Consider the following 17,877-nt stretch of genomic DNA (forward strand, 5'->3'; position numbering starts at 1 on the left):
TTCGCATCACTCAACCACCGGAACTCACTGGTGGTTGAGTAGCCCGTAGGGCATATCGAAACCACCGTGTTATAGAACTAATTAAGCACCGCCATCGGATTAATTGTCTTACCATTTTTATAAACTGTAAAATGAAGATGTGGACCGGTACTCATACCTGTTGAACCAACATAGCCGATTACAGTATTTGTATAAACGAAGTTACCCTTGCGGCAGGCTGTAGATTTCATATGACCGTAGAGAGTCTTATATCCTGAATGATGGGTAATGATTACATAGTTTCCGTAAGTTGCATTATAACCTACAGCAGTAACAGTTCCGTCCAGAGCTGCGTAAATTGGAGTTCCCTGAGAAACTGCCATATCAATACCGCCGTGGAAAGTACGAGCTCCCGCATTAAATGGAGAATTACGCCAGCCATAATTTGAAGAAAGCCAGTAGCGGGCATGAAGAGGCTTTTTGAAGAGGTCGCCGTTAATTTCCTGACGTGTTGCCCAGTCAAGCTCTGCTTCCGGAACAAAAAGTGATGTACCGGCCTTAAGCTCTGAATCAAGGCTTATATTATTTGCAAAAGCTGTCTTTTCGGCATTTACCTTATATTTTTCTGCAATAGTAGCAGCAGTTTCACCATTTTTCTTTACTGTATAAATAATTCCTGGCATTGAAGGAATCTTAAGATACTGACCCGGCTGAATAAGGCGACTCTGTTTGATGTTATTTACACTGATAATTGTATCCTGAGTTACATCAAAAGCATCTGCAATAAAACCAATCATATCACCGGCTTTTACGCGGTAGGTCTGATAGGTAATAATGGAATCTGACTCTGGAAGGACTGCCTCAGTAAGGGCTGAATCTTCTGCAGCATCTGCAAGAGCAATGTCATTTTCTACGTCTGCAAGCAGGCTTGAAAGATTTTCCTCATATTCAGGCTCGGCAGTGGTTTCAAGACCTCCGACACCATGGCGGAAATCAGGACGGCGGGCTGTAATCAAAAGACAAGTTAAGAAAACACCGGCACAAAAGCCCAAAACGGAGAGACAAACTACCTGTACTGAATTAGATTTAAAGCTCATAGTGATACTTTTTACCAATTTATTCATTATACATTGAAATCTTTCAGAAATAAAGTATTTTTTTTGAGGCTTAATTTCCGGCCTTATCTCAAAATTCAGTTCAAATTTTCTTTCTGTTTTTGGCGCAGACCTTGTTTCAAACGAGGCTTCTCGACTTGCTTCACACTTTTTTAGAAAAGACTTTTCCCCAATTTTTTCGCTCATTTTTTATTTATCCCCACTAGATATGTTTCAAAAGACTCTGCACGGCAGGCTTCCGGTTTAAAACCCTTAGCCGAAGTAAAGGTTTCGCGCATAAGCTTTAAGAGTCTCTGCTGATCTCCATTTTGAAAGATTTTTACGCAAAAGTTAGCACCCGGTTTTAGCATGGTCTGTGCATACCAGATAGCCATTTCAACCAGCTGTTCACTTCTTGCTGTATCTACAGTACGATTTCCTGTAGTTTTTGGAGCTGCGTCGCAAACTACAAGGTCGTAAGGCCCCTCACTCTTGATCTGATTTCTAATTTCAGGTGCATTAAGATCTCCCTGAATAAAAATCAAATTATCGCCCTTTACAGACTTTGAAAGTGGATTCAAGTCACAGGAAACAACTTTACCGGTTCCATCCATTGTGCGCAGCAAAAAAGTAGTCCAGCTGCCAGGAGCTGATCCCAAATCCAGAACGGTATAATTTTTCTTAATCATTCCGAATTTTTCATCAATTTCCTTGAGCTTATAAACTGAGCGTGCAGGATATCCTTCTGAGAAAGCTTTCTGTGACCAGTAATCTGGTTTTTCATAAGAGTTTTTAGGCATATAGTTGATTATCGGCAGGAAAAAAAGAGAATTTAAGGATTAAATTTTCACCTTAGCGTTATTCCCAAGGGCATCTTCGCTTTCTTTTACGCCGCCGTCTTCGTTGAAAAAGTCATTAACATTGATTGTAGGGTTGCCGGCTTTACGGCGGGCGAGGATTTTCCGGTAGATTCGTAAAACGCTTTCTTTTGGCTGAACAAAGCCTTTGTCGTGACTCAGGCAGAAGTTTGGAGCCTGAATTTCTTCCATCTTCTTAATCATCTGTTCCAGCAGCTGTACGTTATATTCCCGGGCTGAAAGACGGAAATGACAGTAAGTGGCATCGCCAAGAAAGGCATAGTCCTTATATTCCAGAACAAGGCTGCCTTTTGAGTGGCTGGAAGGGATTGGATAAAGCTTTATGCCGTCTGCAAAAGACTCTTCGCCTTCCACAATCTCCCCTGCCCTTGTATATTTTTTTGTGTATTTTGTAACGTAAAGCTTGTCGTATTTTACCTTAAGCAGATTTAGAATGTGGTCCGGATGAAAATGAGAAATGACGATATTCTTTTTGCCCTCTATCTGATTGATGAGGTTTGCAGCTTCGCCACAGGTTCCCGTGTCGAAAATCCAGGTGATATCCGAGCCTTCTGGTTTTATAAAAACCACATCGCTCGAAAGGGGATTTTCAACAGAGGGAAGATATGAGATTTCAGGGGTTATTTCAATCAAAGACATCTTAATTATATGGATTGCTTCGCTGCGCTCGCAATGACAGAGCCTTGTCGTCATTGCGAGGAGCGTAGCGACGTGGCAATCTATTTCTTCAACAACGCCGCGAACGGATTATAAGTTTCGCCGTCATCATCCTGGCTGCTCATGTACCGGGCAGCTGTATCATCCTGCTCTTTAGAAGTTGCCGGAACAAGAGAAATACGTTTTGCAGCAGCATCAACCTTTTCTACAACAACACTCATTTCCTGCCCAGGCTTGTATACCTTGCGGAGGTTTGTATTTGCGCTCAAGCCTTCCAGTTCGCTGATGTGAACAAGACCATCAATTCCCTTATCAAGATTAACAAAGAGACCAAAGTCCATAATCTTGCTGATTTTGCCGTCTACCTTTGTGCCAACAGGGAACTTTTCTGCAGCCTCTTCCCAAGGGTCGCGGAGCAGAGCCTTAAGGCTTACACTAACACGCTCGTTTTTCCAGTCTGTGTGGATAACCTTTACATTGAGCTCCTGCCCTACTTCTACAACCTCACCGGCATCAGCAACGCGGTCAAAAGAAAGCTCACTGATTGGGAGAAGAGCTCTAAAGCCCTGAATGTTTACAAAAGCACCAAACTTTTCAATGCTTTCAACTGTGGCAGTAACTACTGCCCCCTCGGTAATCTGAGTGGCAAGCTTACCGAGTTTGTTTGCATATTCTGATTCACCGATTTTGCGGTTGCTTACGAGAATGTCTTTTCCATCATTTTTATATTCTGTAATGATAAAGCTGAGAGTTTTTCCTACATAGAAGGCAGGTTCTTTTTTATCTTTAAAGCCCATCTGAGAATAAGGACAGAAGGCTCGCTTTCCGCCAAGCTTAACTTCAAAACCGCCCTTAATCTCTGCTTCAACGTGGCCTTCTACCGGAATGCCACCTTTATAAGCATTTTCAATCATTGTATCATCAGCTGAGCTGCCGCCGATTTTTGTAGTAAAGCGCATTTCACCGTGAATTTCGCCGGTAAAGAAGACTTTTATTTTATCGCCTTCTTTTACGCTTACATTGCCGTCTGCATCCTTAAACTCAGCAACATCAATCACGCCTTCAGACTTAGCGCTCAAATCAACAAAAACTGTTGTATCTGTAACTGCAACAACTGTAGTTTCAAAGCTGTCGCCGATATTGAATCTATTTATCATTTTTTTACTCCTCAAAATACATTGATTTATAATGAGAGCATAGTAATATAATTTTTGAAAAAATGCTATCTAATCCTGTTTTTTCATAATAAAATTGCCCTTGAGCATTTTAGTCTGAAGGATATTTATAAAGGCTGCAGGGTCCGTCTTTTTGATTGAACGCAGAAGCTTATCCTCTTCATCAGAAGAAACAACGGTATAAAGCATTTTTCGCTCTGCCCCCTGATAACAGCCCTGGCCGGTAAAAAGAGTTGCATCGTGACCGGTAACATCACGTATCACCTGAACAAGTTCATCAGTTTTTTCTGAAATAATAAGAATAGTTGATTTCTGATAACGTTTATAAAGCGTATTCAAAATCTGGGTACTTACAAACTGGAATATGATTGAATAAAGTGCTCTATTCCAGCCGAACAAAAGGCCAAAAGTTGCAAGAACTAGCACATTAAAAAAGAGAATATGATTCCAGATACTGCGGCCAGTTTTTTCAGAAACATAAATTGAAATAAAATCTGTTCCTCCGCTGGTAGCCCCCGCTAACAAACAGAAGCTTATTGCAACGCCGTTAATAATGCCACCAAAAATTGAACAGAGCATAACATCGCTGGTTACATCAAGGCCAGGAAGCAGATCTGTAAAAAGTCCGGATGCAATAATTGCCCAAAGAGAAAGAAGAGTAAAGCGCTTGCCCACATAACGAAAACAGATAAGAGCCGGCACCACATTAAGGCCCCAGTAGAAAACAACAAAGGGAATATGAATATTAAGATACTTTGCAAAGATTTCCTGAATTAAAAGAGTTATTCCTGTAAAACCACCAGGAAGAAGTCCTGCGGCATGAACAAAGGTATTGAGGTTTACAGCCATAATTAAAGCACCGAGAGTAACCAGCAGGAATCGCAATATAAGTCGACTTGTATCTTTCATATTTTTAGTTTACCACAATTTTAAATGATTATATAGAATTATCGATGCTGGCAAAATATCTTTCTTTTTTCCATTTCATAGAATATAATTTATAGAATATAAATTGTAAGATGGAAAAAAGATGGCAAGTAAAAGTACAAAATCAAAAAAAGCCCGCTCACCTTTCAAGGGCAAAATCAAATTCAATTCTAAAAAGTTCTTTTTCTTTTTCTGCAGAATAGTTCCGGCCGCCGTTATGGTTACGCTTTTCCTTTTACCAATGGGAATGCAAAGCATAAGTCTTGGAGATGCCGAAAGCACAGCAAGCCTTATTTACCCTTATCTGCTGCCCTTTACCCAGGCCCAGGCCATTCAGGAATCGCTGCTTCATTTTGTTTACTTTTTGATTTACTTTCTGCCTTTTACAGCTCTTTTCCTTTTAATTTCTCTTTTTATAAAAGGAAAGGTAAACGTTCTTCTTTATGTAATAACTTATCTTAGTTTCACCGTTTATCTCTTCTGTTCAGTTACCAGTCTTGTGATTTTTGCAAACTGCTGGAGATGGTTTCTGCATTTACCGATTCCTGTTTATGCAGCCTTTGGCTTTGCCTTTATTTCACATGCTTTAATGTCTATTTTTGGAATTCTCTTTTTGAGGGAGATGAATCCGGAATTTGCTGAGTATAAAAAGATTCAGGCAGAATCTAAACAGAAGACAAAGATTTCTATTAAGACAAAGCTTACCATTACAATCATAAGTGTTATTGCCGTAATCATGGTCTTCTTTACAATCCTGATTTTGCGCAGTTATAAAAAAATGTTTACTGAAGCTGTAAGTGATGTAGGTCGTTCACAGGCTGAACAGACTTCTACAGTTTATGATTCAGCTGATGGTAAATACGAAAAAATTGCCCCTTATTTTACCCAGCAGAAAGAAGCAAACTCCTATGCCGATACTCCTTTTGAACGCATTGATATCATTACTGCAAGCCAGGCTGGTAACATTATCTTCAAAAAGGAAGGTGATAAAGTAAGCTTTGTGCCTGTAGAAGAAGGCATTGAACTTACAATTGATAGTATTGACTGGCCCGAATATGATGTATTTTCTTACACAACAGCCACCGGTCACGTAAAAGACATACCGGACACAGAAAAGAAAATTTCTGCTGCCAGAGCTCGTGAATATTTTACAAACTTTATGAACGGAAACTATAAAAAGCAGCCTGTATTAGACGGCAACCTTTGCAAGTACATTTACCCGGTTTCTTTTACCCGCAAGGCCGGTTTTAAACTTGTAGGCTTTTCTATTGTAACTTATAAAACAGAAATCCTTATGCGTTCTTATTTCCATGTAAAGATTTTTGTTTACACTATGGTTGTAATGTTTCTTTACATCTCGATTATTTTTTCTCTTTTAATTGCAGACTTTATCACTAATCCTCTTTTGTATCTTAAGACTAACGTTCGTAAGTCTGCTAATACACTCGAAGAGATTCTTGATGGTAATTCTAAGATTACTGCAGAGCAGCTCACCTTTATTGATTCCATCAAAACCCGTGATGAAACAAAAGACCTTTCAAAAGAAATTAAAAACATGGTCGGTATTATCCGCGGAATTATTCCATATATTTCTTTTTCAACCCTGCAGGCTGCCGACAAGGATACGAAAAAAGCTACAACTTCGCGAGAGCTATGCTTTTTGTTTACAGATATCCGCGGCTTCACTACCCTTTGCGAAGGAAAGAAACCTCAGGATGTTGTTGAAATTTTAAATCACTATCTTGATATTGAAACTGAAATCATTCTTAATAACGGCGGAGATATAGACAAGTTTGTAGGTGACGAGATGATGGCCTTTTTTGCGGGTCCGAAAAAAGAATACAATGCCTGCAAGGCTGCAATGGAAATCAGGGCCGCCATGCGCTTTCAGCAGGAGCAGGCTCTGGCCGATGGTTCAGACTACATTTCAATGGGAATTGGAATTAATACCGGCCGAGTTGTTTTTGGTTCAGTTGGAGCCCGAAGCCGCATGGACTTTACCTCTATCGGTGACACTGTAAACCTTGCAGCAAGGTTAGAGGGCGCTAACAAGGCATACGGTTCAAAAGCAATCATTACAGAGGCTGTTTTTGAAAAGCTCAAGGATTCTTTTGTCTGCCGTGAACTCGACTTTATCAAGGTCAAAGGAAAGAACGAGCCGGTTCGTATTTATGAGATTTTACAGACTAAGGCTGCTGCTGTAGATAAGCTTTTTGAAATTAAAGATTTATTTGAAAAAGGCCTTGCCGCCTACCGTAAACAAAGCTGGGATAAGGCAGAAGAAATGTTCCAGCTTTGTAACGAAAAATATCAGGACATGCCGTCTGTAGTATTCCTTGACCGCATCTCTCACTTTAAAACAAACCCACCTCCGAAGAAGTGGGATGGTGTGTTTGAAATGAAGGTCAAATAAGCCTATAATCGAAGAACCGTTAAAAACAAAGCGCGACAGCGGTTTGTTTAGGTTCATCGAAAGAATGGCTCAGAGGCAAGCTGTGCTTGCCGACTCAACCGGTGGTTTCGATATGGCTTCGCCTACTCAACCACCGGTTGCTGTTATTATTTCACAGGAATACCAATTTCCGGATGATCACATTCCCAGTTCTGTGCCAGCTGAAGAATCTTCTTCTCGCTGAACATGGCACCTGCAAACTGCATGCCGATTGGCATATTGTCTGCACTTGTACGTCCGGCCGGAACGTTGATAGAAGGAATGCGGGCAAGGTTTACAAAGGTTGTATAAAGGTCTGAAAGGTACATCTCAAGAGGATTATCAACTTTTGAACCAAGCTTAAATGCAGCAGTAGGACAGGTTGGACAGAGAATGATGTCGTACTTTTCAAATACAGCTGCAACCTCGCGCTGAATGCGGGCACGAACTGTCATACCCTTTTTATAAGTATCTCCTGAGAACTGCTCAGAAAGAACATAGTTTCCAATTACGATACGGCGCTTTACTTCAGGTCCAAAGCCTTCTGAACGAGTATCAACATAAAGCTCATCATAGCCCTGACCATTGTCTACACGGCGGCCATAGCGGATACCGTCAAAACGGCTGAGGTTGCTGGCTGCTTCAGAAAGAGCGATTACATAGTAAGCGGCAATAGAAGCGTCGAGAATTGGAAGGTCAACTTCTTCTACGCTTGCACCTTTATCTGTAAACCACTTGCGGGTTTCTTCAAAGCATTTTACAACATCAGGGTCAGCACCTTCTGTCTTAAGGAACTGCTTTGGAATTGCAATCTTGAGAGCCTTGAATTCTGCGTCGCTGAGGGCTTCGAGTTTATTCAAAGATTTTCCTTCCGGTAAATCAGCTGATGTATCATCATAAAAATCAACTCCACACATAAGGCTGAGTGGTTCAGCAATATCGGCAGGAGTGTGGCCAAGAATACCAACCTGATCCAGAGATGAACCGTAGGCAACGATACCCCAGCGGCTGAGTACACCGTAAGTTGTCTTAAGACCGTAGATTCCACAGTAGCTGGCTGGCAGACGAACTGAACCACCAGTTTCTGTACCAAGACCAAAAAGAGCCTGGTTTGCAGCAACAGCGGCAGCAGAACCTCCCGAAGAACCACCAGATACAAACTCGCGGTTAATTGGGTTACGGGTTGGACCGTAGCATGAGTATTCTGTAGAAGAACCCATGGCAAACTCATCCTGATTACAACGGCCAAGAGGAATTGCACCAGCCTTTTCCAAACGGTCAATTACAGTTGCGTTGTATGGAGCTACATAGCCTTCCAGGATTTTTGAAGCACAGGTAAGGCGGTGGCCTTTTGAGTTCATGTTATCTTTTAATGCAAAAGGAATTCCAAGGAGTGGCTTTTCTGCAAAAAGCTTGTCCAGGGCATCGGCGCCGGTAGAGCGGGCAGCGGCGATTTCCTTGTCAGCAGCGGCGGCTACATCTGCAGCATCGTCGAACATTTCGATAAATGCGTTAAGCGGAATTGGTGCTGATTTATCTTTGTTGAAAGTATCAATTGCGTCACGAACGAGTTTTTCGCTGGTAGTTTCGCCTTTTTTGAGAGCGTCGCGTGTTTCTTTAATTGTGTAATACATATTAAGCGCCCTCCCCGAGTACCTTAGGAACCTGGAAATAGCCGTCCATAAAGTTTTCTGAAACCTTCTTTACGTCGCTGATTTCAAGTCCTTCTACGACAGTGTCACCGCGAAGCTTGTCTGCTTCTGTGCGAGGATAAGCGTCATAAGGATTTTCGCTGTCATCATATTTAGAGAGAATATCAAAATATCCTACGATATCATCAACCTGTTTTTTCAAAGTCTCCATGTCAGTACTTTCCGGAGACAAACGAGACAAATAAAGTAAGTTTGTAAGTGTCTCTTCATCAATTTCTTTATGTTGTGTTGCCATGGGGAATATTATAGTAAAAATTGTGCTTTTAGTGAATATATATTAAAATTGATGTATGAGTATTAACCTTATTTTAGAACTTATCGGTTATCTTGGCTCGGCGCTGGTTATTGTTTCTATGCTTATGACTTCGGTTGTAAAGCTGAGAATTATAAACACAATAGGCAGTGTGATTTTCTGCGCTTATGCACTTGCAATTCATTCTTACCCTACAGCCGCCATGCAGGTTTGTCTGATTATCATAAACATAATAAATCTTTACAAGCTCAATAATACCAAGAAGCAGTATTCGGCAGTAAACGTTTCTTCTACAGATGGATTTCTCTATTACTTTCTCTGTGCAAATGAAAGGGACATCAAAAAGTTTTTTCCGGATTTTTCCACTACAGAAAAGGACGACACAATCTTTATGATTACCTGCGGCCAGGCACCTGCCGGAGTTTTTATTGCAAAAGACAAGGGCGATGGCAGCTTTACTGTAAAACTTGATTACACCACTCCAGCCTACCGTGACTGTTCAGCCGGTAAATTTATTTACAATCATTTGAAACTGATTGGAGTAAGAAAAGTTTATGCAGAAACAAATAACCCTGCCCATCAGAAATACCTGCAAAAATTAGGCTTTTCGACAGACAGGGATTCAAATAATTTCGTAAAAATATTATAGATGCTGAACTAGAGACTATACTGTGAACTGATCTATCTGTTCTCCCATATCCGTAATAGAATCCTTCATTTTCTCAGAAATAGAAGAAAGCTGCTTTCCACTTTCATTGATTTTTTCTGCACCAAGAGACATTTCTTCCATACTTTCTTTCATAGTATTAGATGAATCCTGTAGACTGGCAATGTTGTTGAAAATCAGTTTATTTCCTTCAATCATTTCCTGAGCAGAAGTAGAAACTTCAGAAGTACTCATGTTCATTACACGAAGAGTTTCAATAACCTGTTTTGAACCTTCATTCTGCTCAGACATGGCAATCTTAATTTCATTTACAAGCTGATTTGTATTATCGATTTCGTGAGATACCATAGAGAAGGCACGGCTAGATTCCTGAGAACCTTCAACAACTTCAAGAATAGAAGACTGAATACTATTCAACTGATCACCGATTGTCTTAGACTGTTCTGTAGAAGTTTCAGAAAGCTTACGGATTTCATCTGCAACGACAGCAAAGCCCTTACCTGCTTCACCCGCATGAGCCGCCTCAATAGCAGCGTTCATAGCAAGAAGGTTTGTCTGCTCGGCGATATTTGCAATTGCCTGGTTAGCTTCCTGAAGCATCTTTGACTTATCTTCAATCTGGTAAATCTTTTCATTTACTGCAGCCTGCTTAGCCTGACCTGACTGTGCCTGTTTTTCAAGCTGAGAGAATGATTCTGCCATCTTATCTACAGATGTATTTACAGACTGAATGTTTCCAATCATCTGTTCAACAGCAGAGGAAGCTTCAGAAACTCCATCAGCCTGCTGGCGGATCATTCTTTCAAGCGAGTCGATATTTGCAGAAATCTCATTTACGGCTCCTGCAGTTTCCTGAACATTTTCCGACTGCTGATTAATCTGTGCATGAACAGAATCAATATTAGAAATAATTTGTGTAATAGCGCTTGCTGTATTCTGCATACTGCCAGTCATATCAAGACCAACTGCATCCAGCTCCTTTTCCGAAACCTTAAGCTTTTCAATAATTCCCTGCAGTTTTTCGATAAAGAGGTTTTCATTTTCAACCAGGGTTCCAAATACCTTAAAGATAGAACGTCGGCTCAAGGTCACGCGTTTTGTAAGGTCGGCATTACCTGAACTTAAATCGTAAACAGCATCACTCAAAATTGTAAGCTGATTAACCATGTTCACAAGCTGGATAGAAAGGAAGACAATGATAATAACAGTAATGATTCCCGCAATAAGAGCTGTACGTCCGTTTAGAATAAAATCAGCAAAGGTATAATCTCTCTGCATTGCAAGATGCCAGCCTACAAGAGGAATTGAGGCAAAAACAAAATCAGACGCAGTCTTGCTTTCAAAAGAAATATCCTTTGTCAAATAATCAAGCTCTGCAACCTGAGGCATTTTTTCGAGAATCGGTAGTTTCTTTTCAATTATAGAATCATCCAGAGCACCGGTGATTTCCTGAGCATCATTATAAAGGTACATTGTAATTAATGGATCAAGTCCCTTGTACATTTCCTGAATCATATCTGTAAGGGGAATTCCGGTTCCTAGAATACCAATAGGCTTACCTGCATCATCACGGACAACAGCATTTACCCAGAGGTTTGTCTGCTTGAGCGTAGGGTTATAGTTGATATTAAAGTTGTAAACCTGTGTCTCCAGCAAAGTCATATTGTACCAGTATTCATCCGGATTAGAAGGATTAACTACATAACTGGCCTGCATATCACTCCAGAACATTTTGTCTGCATCTGAAACCCAGAAAATTGACTTTGATTTAAATGAATCTTTGAAAGGTAAAAAATCCTTAAATGCCGCCTGTCGAAGCTCTTCATTTTCCGGATGAAGCATATACTCTTTAATTGCCGGCATCTTTACCATTTGAAGGGCAAGTGTAAGCTGCTCGTTCATGGAGGTTTCAAAGCTTGCTCGCTTTACGCGGGCTGTCATCTCCATATCTGCAAAAGCATTTGTTCTGGCATGATTTCTGGCAACTGTTCTGACAAGAGTAAATAAACCGATTGCTGCAATAACCTCAATTGTAAAAACAATTATCGTAATTTTCTTAAGCTTAGCATTCATACTAAAACTCCCTGTAGTATTTTAAACTTCATATTAATTTTATTACTGTATATAGAAATTCGCAAACCTTTTGATTTTTATAACAAATCTTTAAAAACAAAAAGGAATATAAAGTGTAGATAAAAACTGTCAGCGAATAATGAAAATATTTCTTATAAGAAAGTCTCTGTATTTACCTGATTTTTATTATTACATTATAATAGAACAAAGAGGACAATATGACAGATTCTAAAAGTTTTTCGGTAGCAGCAATTTTTTCTGACCACATGGTTTTACAGAGAAATAAATATACAGCAGTTTTTGGGGATGCTTCGGACGGGGCGATTATAAGTGCTGAGCTTTTTAATGCAAAGGGGGAGCTTCTTTGTAAAAACAGCTCTGTCGCAGAAGGGGACAGATGGCTTCTAAAGCTTGAACCTCAGCCTGCTCAGACCGGCTGTAAGCTTGTTGTAAGCTATGGCGATTGTGAAATCAAAACTTTTACTGACATTGCCTTTGGCGAAGTGTGGCTGGCAGGCGGTCAGAGCAATATGGAATTTGAATTACAGAACTGCACAGAAGGCCCGGCTGAATTAGCTGATGATGCTGCGGGCAAAAACGTGCGCTTCTATTATACAAATAAAATTGGCTGGAAGGACCAGCACTTTTATGAGGCAGAAAAGCAGACTGCCTGGCAGACCTGGGAAAGTCCTTCGCGGGGAGCCTGGTCTGCAGTTGGTTATTTTTTTGCGAAAAAGCTTGCGTCTGATTTAGATTGCGTAGTCGGGGTAATCGGATGTAACTGGGGAGGAACTTCTGCCTCTGCCTGGATGCGTCGTGAGTATCTTGAAGCAGACCAAGACCTTAATACCTATCTTACAGAATATGAAGAAGCAACCCGTGGTAAATCTATTGAGCAGCAGTGTAAAGAATTTGATGATTACGAAATTGAAAACAATAAATGGCAGGAAAAGTTTGCTAAACTTTGGGAAAAGCAGCCGGGAGTTACCTGGGAGGAAGCAGAAAAAGTTTTAGGCAAAAATCCATGGCCGGGTCCAAAGTCTTGTAAAAACCCTTACCGCCCCTGCGGACTATATGACTGTATGATTTCGCGGATTTTACCTTACACACTGAAGGGTGTTTTGTGGTATCAGGGAGAAAGTGATGACCACAAACCGAGCTCTTACTACAAACTCTTCCGCGCGTTGGTAGATAACTGGCGCAGTGACTGGGGAGATAACTTACTACCGTTCGTTTGTGTACAGCTACCTGTTCACCGATACGAGGCAGATCCTGATTTTAAACACTGGTGCATAGTACGCGAAGAGCAGGCAAAGGCTTCAGCCAGAATCAATAATGTATGGCTTACAAGTGCCTTTGACTTGGGCCAGTACAGCGACATTCATCCGCGTGCAAAAAAGGTTCTCGCTGAGCGCATGGAAAACCTTGCTCGTGCAAAGGTATATCAGCTGATTCCTTCTGTAGATGCCTGTGAACCTGAGTTTGAAAGCTGTATGACTCTTTATGATGAAAGTGGCTTCGGCCGTATTCTTATGACTTTCGCAAATGCTCCTCTTGGTTTTGAAGTTCGCTCAGATGAAGTTAGGTTTGAAGAATATAAAAAAATGGAAGAGCTTCAGGGCAACACTGTGAGCGAAGACTTCACTGGCTTTGAAGTTTGCGGAAGTGACGGAGTATGGTACCCTGCAGAATTTGCACTTGGAGGAGCTGACGGCAAACAGAATACAATTGTAGTTTGCAGTAAAAAAGTAAGCCAGCCTCTTGCAGCCCGCTACGGCTGGTACAATTATGGACCTGTTACAATTTACGGCAAGAACGGATTACCACTCTGTCCTTTCAGAACAAATGCGAATGAGGCTGGAAATGAAAAAACAGACCACGCAAAAATCCAGCAGATAATGACGGTATGAGGAATCTAAAGTCACGGTGGTTGAGTAGCCCGAAGGGCGTATCGAAACCATCTTTTTTATTTCTACTCTTCTCTTTTCTAATTACTCTTTCCGCTGCCGCCCAGCCGGTACCAGGCTCCTACTACGACTTTATCGACGCCACAAAAAAACTGCCGGCTGGCCACGACAAAACCTCGCTGATTATCTACCGGCCGGACAATGTCGGAGTTCTCAACGACATCCGCTGTTTTCTGCGCATCGAAGAGGAAGCCGGCAAGGACATCACCTACGACACAAGCCGCATCACAGCCACTTACGAATGGATGAGTACCCCAGACATCATCCGTAATTACAAGCACACCTATTTTCTCAGCGGCGGCATGGCCATGCACCTCAAGCTCAAAAAGGGCCGTTATAAGATTTCCCTCTACACCCCTGTTGACCAGCAGAACAATTTTGTTTACCCGGAGTCAGGAGAAGAAGCCAGAACAGCGCTTCAATCCGGTGTCGCAGAATATTCGCAAAGTCAGCCCTTCCAGTGGGAATCAAATGTTTTTGAATACAACACAGAAAACCCGACAAAGGTAATCTTCGTCACTCCAACCCGCAATGACAACGGCTTTTACAACGGCGGCTGGGTGATTGATTACCGCGACGGCAGAAAAAGTTAGCTGTCATTGCGAGGAGCTGACAGGCGACGAAGCAATCCACATGCAGTGTTTGGCACACACTTCGTGTACTTTTACATATTTTTAATCTAAATCAGCTAAATTATATGTAAAATATCGTTTACGCCACTTCAATAATTACAACTAATCAAAGTGAATTACATATTATTTTGAAAAATCATCCAGTTAATATGTAATTCACACAAAAGTTTATTCATCATTACTCTGCTTCGACCACCAATTTACATATTATCTCAATTCAAATCACAAATAATATGTAAATCCACTTACATCTCATTTCAAAACTAGCCTCTTCACCAGCAAAATTACATATTTTTCACACCATCAAATCTAAAAATATGTAATTCTCTCTCATTTTTTTCTTGCCTCCCCTGCAATTTATACATATCTTATAAATATCACCGCAAACGGAGGAAAATGTATAAGTTAAAAGAATTATTATCACCGGAACAGTTTATCGCACCTATTCACACACGGCTTTCAGAACTCGAACAGGCTTACAAAACAAAGCAGCTGGAGGTAAAACGAAATCCATCCGGCTTAATTCGAATTGTAAAAAATCACGGTCAGCTGCAATTTTATAAACGCAAATCAAAATCAGATTTACAGGGCACTTACATGCCACGCTCACAAAATCAACTCGCCTACAAATTAATTCAATCTGATTATGATAAAAAAGCCCTCGCAGCCATCAAAGAGGAAATCTCATTTATAAAACTCTTTCTTACAAAATATCAGACAACTAACACAAATCATCATTTCAAAAAACTGCCGGACTCCCGCCAGAAAATAGTTACTCCTCTTACACTCACAGATTCTAAATATGCAGAACTCTGGCTTTCAGAAAAATATCCCAGGAAGAAGATTCCACCGGATATCCCTAAACTCTTTACAGATAATAAAGAACAGGTTCGTTCCAAAGCTGAAGTTTTAATTGCAAATGCGATGAAAACTTCAGGTATTCCCTATCGTTACGAGTTTCCAATCAAAATAAATCTTAAAGCAGGTGATCCATCACAAGTTCCTGTCATCCAAACATTTCACCCGGATTTTTATTGTCTGAATTTGCGGACACGAAAAGAATATATCTGGGAACATTTTGGAATGATGGATGAGGCAGAGTATTCAACTCGTGCCGCAGAAAAAATAATACTCTACCAGCAGAACGGTTACTTCCCCGGAAAAAATCTGATCATTACGATGGAAACTTCAAAGACAAAACCTTCCTCAATTGAGCTCAACCAGATAATTCAGGAGTATTTGAAATAATAACCCCTTGACAAAAATTTTTCTTCCCACTAGATTGAAAACATTGATGAGCGCAAACATCCTCGCGCGCTCTAGAAATTCTTTTTAAGGAGGTCACTCCCATGGATAACAGTGTAGTGTATTTTGATTTTAAGTGCGGAATGATTCTCCCTCGCACAAAAGAGAATTAGTTCCCACTTAAAATTTAAAACTTTCCTTTAGGAAAGTACCTCACGAAAATCGACCGCACGATACCTCGGCGTGTGTATTATTGTTTTCGGCTCGTTACCGAATCGTTCCTGCTTATTATTTGTAACTTGAATTATGAACAAACTGAATTTATTTCGCTATTTTAAACGCTACAGTTTTCTGTATCTGATTGCCCTGCTTGCCATGAGCGCAGGCACAATGCTGGACCAGGCAGCACCTCTGATTGTCCAGCATATTATTGATGATGTTTTGATTGCGAAGCGCATGGAAATTTTGAACTTCCTTCTGCTTGGCATTCTTGGAATAGGAGTGGGCCGCTGCATCTTCCAGTACACAAAGGAATATGCCTGCGACTATGCCGGAAGTAAAATTGCAAGTGAGGTCCGCATAAATCTTTTTCAGAAGATTCAGAGCCTTTCTGCAAACTTTTTTGACGGCATAAACTCCGGAGAGCTTATGAGCCGCGTAAAGGACGACGTAGACCGCATCTGGGATATTGCAGCCTTTATGGGTATTTTGATGGCCGAAGTTTTCATCCGCACTGTGACCACAATTATTTTTATGGTCCGCATAAACTGGCAGCTGGCCCTGATTCCGATTGTGGGAATGATTGGCTCTGGCGTAATTGCCATTATGATGGAAAAGCAGCTGGATGATTTGTACGGCGCCGTTATGCAGGAAGGTTCAGAGATGAACAATACTGCGGCAGAAAATCTTGCGGGAGTGCGCACAGTTAAGGCATTCGCTCGCGAGGGCTTTGAGATTGCAAAGTTCCACAAGCACAACCAGAAGTTCTATGAGCTCAACATTGATTTGAGCCGTGTCTTCGTAAAGTACAACCCGATGATTCAGACAATTACAAGACTGCTTTCGGTGATTTCTTTGCTCCTGGGCGGCCTGATTGTAATGAAGGGAAATCCGCTGCAGGGCGGCGCAAAAATGTCTGTGGGTGAGCTGATTGCTTTTACCCAGTACGTTGGCGGAATGATCTGGCCAATGGAAATGCTTGGCTGGCTCACAAACGGACTTTCCAGTGCAAGAGCAAGCGTTAAACGTCTGAACAAGATTTATGCCGAGATGCCGGATATTACAGAAAACAGCGAGCTTGCGAAGATTACAGAAGGTGACGACGTAGAACTTGCAGACGCAATGTTCTCGCAGTTTGATATTGCGGGAGATATTTCTTTTGAGCATGTAACCTACGAAGTTAGTGGCAAAAAAAATGAAGGCGAAGAAGATTCCAGCGAAAAGAATTCTGAAGCTACAGAATCTTCAGAATCTGCAGAACCACGCAAGATTCTCGACGACGTAAGTTTCGACATCAAAGCCGGCCAGACTCTGGGAATCATGGGTTCAACCGGTTCCGGAAAGACGACAATCATCAACCTGCTTAAGCGCATGTACGACGTTACAGGCGGAAGCATCAAGCTTGATGGAATTGATATCCGGGAGCTGCCCTTGCCTACCCTGCGACGCGCAATCTCTTGTGTTATGCAGGACATCTTTTTGTTCAGCGACACAATTGATGGAAACATCCGCCTTGGTGCCCGCGAGAGCATTACAACTGCAGAAGTTCGTTCGGCTCTGAACCAGTCGCACGCTTCTGAGTTTGTAGACAAGATGGAAGAAAAAGAAAACACCGTAATTGGTGAGCGTGGGGTCGGCCTTAGCGGTGGACAGAAGCAGCGAATCACAATTGCGCGAGCCCTGGCCCGAAAGACACCGGTGCTGGTTCTTGATGATTCAACTTCGGCTCTGGATACAGAAACCGAGCAGGAAATTCAGGGCGTTCTCGCAGAACTTTCCGGCATGACAAAAATCATCATCGCCCACAGAATCAGCGCGGTTCGCAAGGCAGATAAGATTATTGTTCTTGATAAGGGTAAAGTTGCCGAGTGTGGCACTCACGAAGAGCTTCTGGCACTCGGAGGTCTTTATAAGGAGACTTACGATAGTCAGTATTAGAAATAGGCAAAGCGGTGGTTGAGTGATGCG

At 41.4% G+C, this 17,877-nt stretch carries 14 protein-coding genes; 6 read left to right on the top strand and 8 right to left on the bottom strand.

Translation table 11 applies throughout. From position 1 onward, the window contains the following. Positions 1 to 77: 77 nt before the first annotated feature. The 5 genes from G626_RS0113560 to G626_RS0113580 form a co-directional block, all read right to left on the bottom strand. Complete coding sequence (locus tag G626_RS0113560; protein ID WP_156003358.1) at positions 78 to 1,103, bottom strand: peptidoglycan DD-metalloendopeptidase family protein; 1,026 nt, start codon at positions 1,101 to 1,103, stop codon at positions 78 to 80. Positions 1,104 to 1,276: 173 nt separating this feature from the next. After that, positions 1,277 to 1,873: an SAM-dependent methyltransferase gene (locus G626_RS0113565; RefSeq protein WP_022933331.1), complete on the bottom strand. Its 597-nt coding sequence runs from the start codon at positions 1,871 to 1,873 to the stop codon at positions 1,277 to 1,279. 39 nt (positions 1,874 to 1,912) lie between these two features. After that, the gene (locus G626_RS0113570; RefSeq protein WP_022933332.1) at positions 1,913 to 2,590 is read right to left on the bottom strand and encodes an MBL fold metallo-hydrolase; all 678 of its coding nucleotides are present in this window, start codon (positions 2,588 to 2,590) and stop codon (positions 1,913 to 1,915) included. A gap of 80 nt (positions 2,591 to 2,670) precedes the next feature. Beyond that, positions 2,671 to 3,765 (bottom strand): 30S ribosomal protein S1, encoded by a 1,095-nt coding sequence (locus tag G626_RS0113575; RefSeq protein WP_022933333.1) that lies wholly within the window; start codon positions 3,763 to 3,765, stop codon positions 2,671 to 2,673. Between the two features lie 69 nt (positions 3,766 to 3,834). Beyond that, on the bottom strand, positions 3,835 to 4,692 hold the full coding sequence (locus G626_RS0113580) for a YitT family protein (RefSeq protein WP_022933334.1): 858 nt from the start codon (positions 4,690 to 4,692) through the stop codon (positions 3,835 to 3,837). A 121-nt stretch (positions 4,693 to 4,813) separates the two neighbouring features. Here G626_RS0113580 and G626_RS16815 point away from each other — a divergent pair, with 121 nt between their 5' ends. After that, the gene (locus G626_RS16815; RefSeq protein WP_022933335.1) at positions 4,814 to 7,123 is read left to right on the top strand and encodes an adenylate/guanylate cyclase domain-containing protein; all 2,310 of its coding nucleotides are present in this window, start codon (positions 4,814 to 4,816) and stop codon (positions 7,121 to 7,123) included. A 146-nt stretch (positions 7,124 to 7,269) separates the two neighbouring features. Here the strand turns inward: G626_RS16815 and gatA are convergent, their stop codons facing one another. Further along, on the bottom strand, positions 7,270 to 8,775 hold the full coding sequence (gene gatA / locus G626_RS0113590; protein ID WP_022933336.1) for an Asp-tRNA(Asn)/Glu-tRNA(Gln) amidotransferase subunit GatA: 1,506 nt from the start codon (positions 8,773 to 8,775) through the stop codon (positions 7,270 to 7,272). Position 8,776: 1 nt separating this feature from the next. Continuing rightward, positions 8,777 to 9,088: an Asp-tRNA(Asn)/Glu-tRNA(Gln) amidotransferase subunit GatC gene (gene gatC / locus G626_RS0113595; RefSeq protein ID WP_022933337.1), complete on the bottom strand. Its 312-nt coding sequence runs from the start codon at positions 9,086 to 9,088 to the stop codon at positions 8,777 to 8,779. A gap of 55 nt (positions 9,089 to 9,143) precedes the next feature. Here gatC and G626_RS0113600 point away from each other — a divergent pair, with 55 nt between their 5' ends. Further along, positions 9,144 to 9,755, top strand: coding sequence for a YgjV family protein (locus G626_RS0113600; RefSeq protein WP_022933338.1), 612 nt, complete (start codon positions 9,144 to 9,146; stop codon positions 9,753 to 9,755). A 15-nt stretch (positions 9,756 to 9,770) separates the two neighbouring features. Here G626_RS0113600 and G626_RS17735 read toward each other — a convergent pair whose 3' ends face one another. Beyond that, positions 9,771 to 11,846, bottom strand: coding sequence for a methyl-accepting chemotaxis protein (locus G626_RS17735; protein WP_022933339.1), 2,076 nt, complete (start codon positions 11,844 to 11,846; stop codon positions 9,771 to 9,773). 218 nt (positions 11,847 to 12,064) lie between these two features. On the opposite strand from G626_RS17735, the gene G626_RS16825 reads away from it, so the two are divergent. From G626_RS16825 to G626_RS0113625, 4 genes are all read left to right on the top strand, one after another. Next, positions 12,065 to 13,756 carry a sialate O-acetylesterase gene (locus G626_RS16825; protein ID WP_022933340.1) on the top strand — a complete coding sequence of 564 codons (1,692 nt, stop codon included), beginning with the start codon at positions 12,065 to 12,067 and terminating at the stop codon, positions 13,754 to 13,756. A 20-nt stretch (positions 13,757 to 13,776) separates the two neighbouring features. Then, positions 13,777 to 14,406 (top strand): hypothetical protein, encoded by a 630-nt coding sequence (locus G626_RS0113615; protein ID WP_022933341.1) that lies wholly within the window; start codon positions 13,777 to 13,779, stop codon positions 14,404 to 14,406. A 435-nt stretch (positions 14,407 to 14,841) separates the two neighbouring features. After that, positions 14,842 to 15,693, top strand: a complete 852-nt coding sequence (locus G626_RS0113620) for a hypothetical protein (protein ID WP_022933342.1) — start codon at positions 14,842 to 14,844, stop codon at positions 15,691 to 15,693. 303 nt (positions 15,694 to 15,996) lie between these two features. Beyond that, positions 15,997 to 17,847 carry an ABC transporter ATP-binding protein gene (locus tag G626_RS0113625; protein WP_022933343.1) on the top strand — a complete coding sequence of 617 codons (1,851 nt, stop codon included), beginning with the start codon at positions 15,997 to 15,999 and terminating at the stop codon, positions 17,845 to 17,847. Positions 17,848 to 17,877 lie beyond the last annotated feature (30 nt).

The organism is Treponema bryantii NK4A124 (genome assembly GCF_000421345.1).
Lineage (GTDB): Bacteria > Spirochaetota > Spirochaetia > Treponematales > Treponemataceae > Treponema_D > Treponema_D bryantii_B.

Coding starts and splice junctions, on each gene's coding strand:
- G626_RS0113560 (WP_156003358.1), bottom strand. CDS start 1,103: ATGAATAAATTGGTAAAAAGTATCACTATGAGCTTTAAATCTAATTCA.
- G626_RS0113565 (WP_022933331.1), bottom strand. CDS start 1,873: ATGCCTAAAAACTCTTATGAAAAACCAGATTACTGGTCACAGAAAGCT.
- G626_RS0113570 (WP_022933332.1), bottom strand. CDS start 2,590: ATGTCTTTGATTGAAATAACCCCTGAAATCTCATATCTTCCCTCTGTT.
- G626_RS0113575 (WP_022933333.1), bottom strand. CDS start 3,765: ATGATAAATAGATTCAATATCGGCGACAGCTTTGAAACTACAGTTGTT.
- G626_RS0113580 (WP_022933334.1), bottom strand. CDS start 4,692: ATGAAAGATACAAGTCGACTTATATTGCGATTCCTGCTGGTTACTCTC.
- G626_RS16815 (WP_022933335.1), top strand. CDS start 4,814: ATGGCAAGTAAAAGTACAAAATCAAAAAAAGCCCGCTCACCTTTCAAG.
- gatA (WP_022933336.1), bottom strand. CDS start 8,775: ATGTATTACACAATTAAAGAAACACGCGACGCTCTCAAAAAAGGCGAA.
- gatC (WP_022933337.1), bottom strand. CDS start 9,088: ATGGCAACACAACATAAAGAAATTGATGAAGAGACACTTACAAACTTA.
- G626_RS0113600 (WP_022933338.1), top strand. CDS start 9,144: ATGAGTATTAACCTTATTTTAGAACTTATCGGTTATCTTGGCTCGGCG.
- G626_RS17735 (WP_022933339.1), bottom strand. CDS start 11,846: ATGAATGCTAAGCTTAAGAAAATTACGATAATTGTTTTTACAATTGAG.
- G626_RS16825 (WP_022933340.1), top strand. CDS start 12,065: ATGACAGATTCTAAAAGTTTTTCGGTAGCAGCAATTTTTTCTGACCAC.
- G626_RS0113620 (WP_022933342.1), top strand. CDS start 14,842: ATGTATAAGTTAAAAGAATTATTATCACCGGAACAGTTTATCGCACCT.
- G626_RS0113625 (WP_022933343.1), top strand. CDS start 15,997: ATGAACAAACTGAATTTATTTCGCTATTTTAAACGCTACAGTTTTCTG.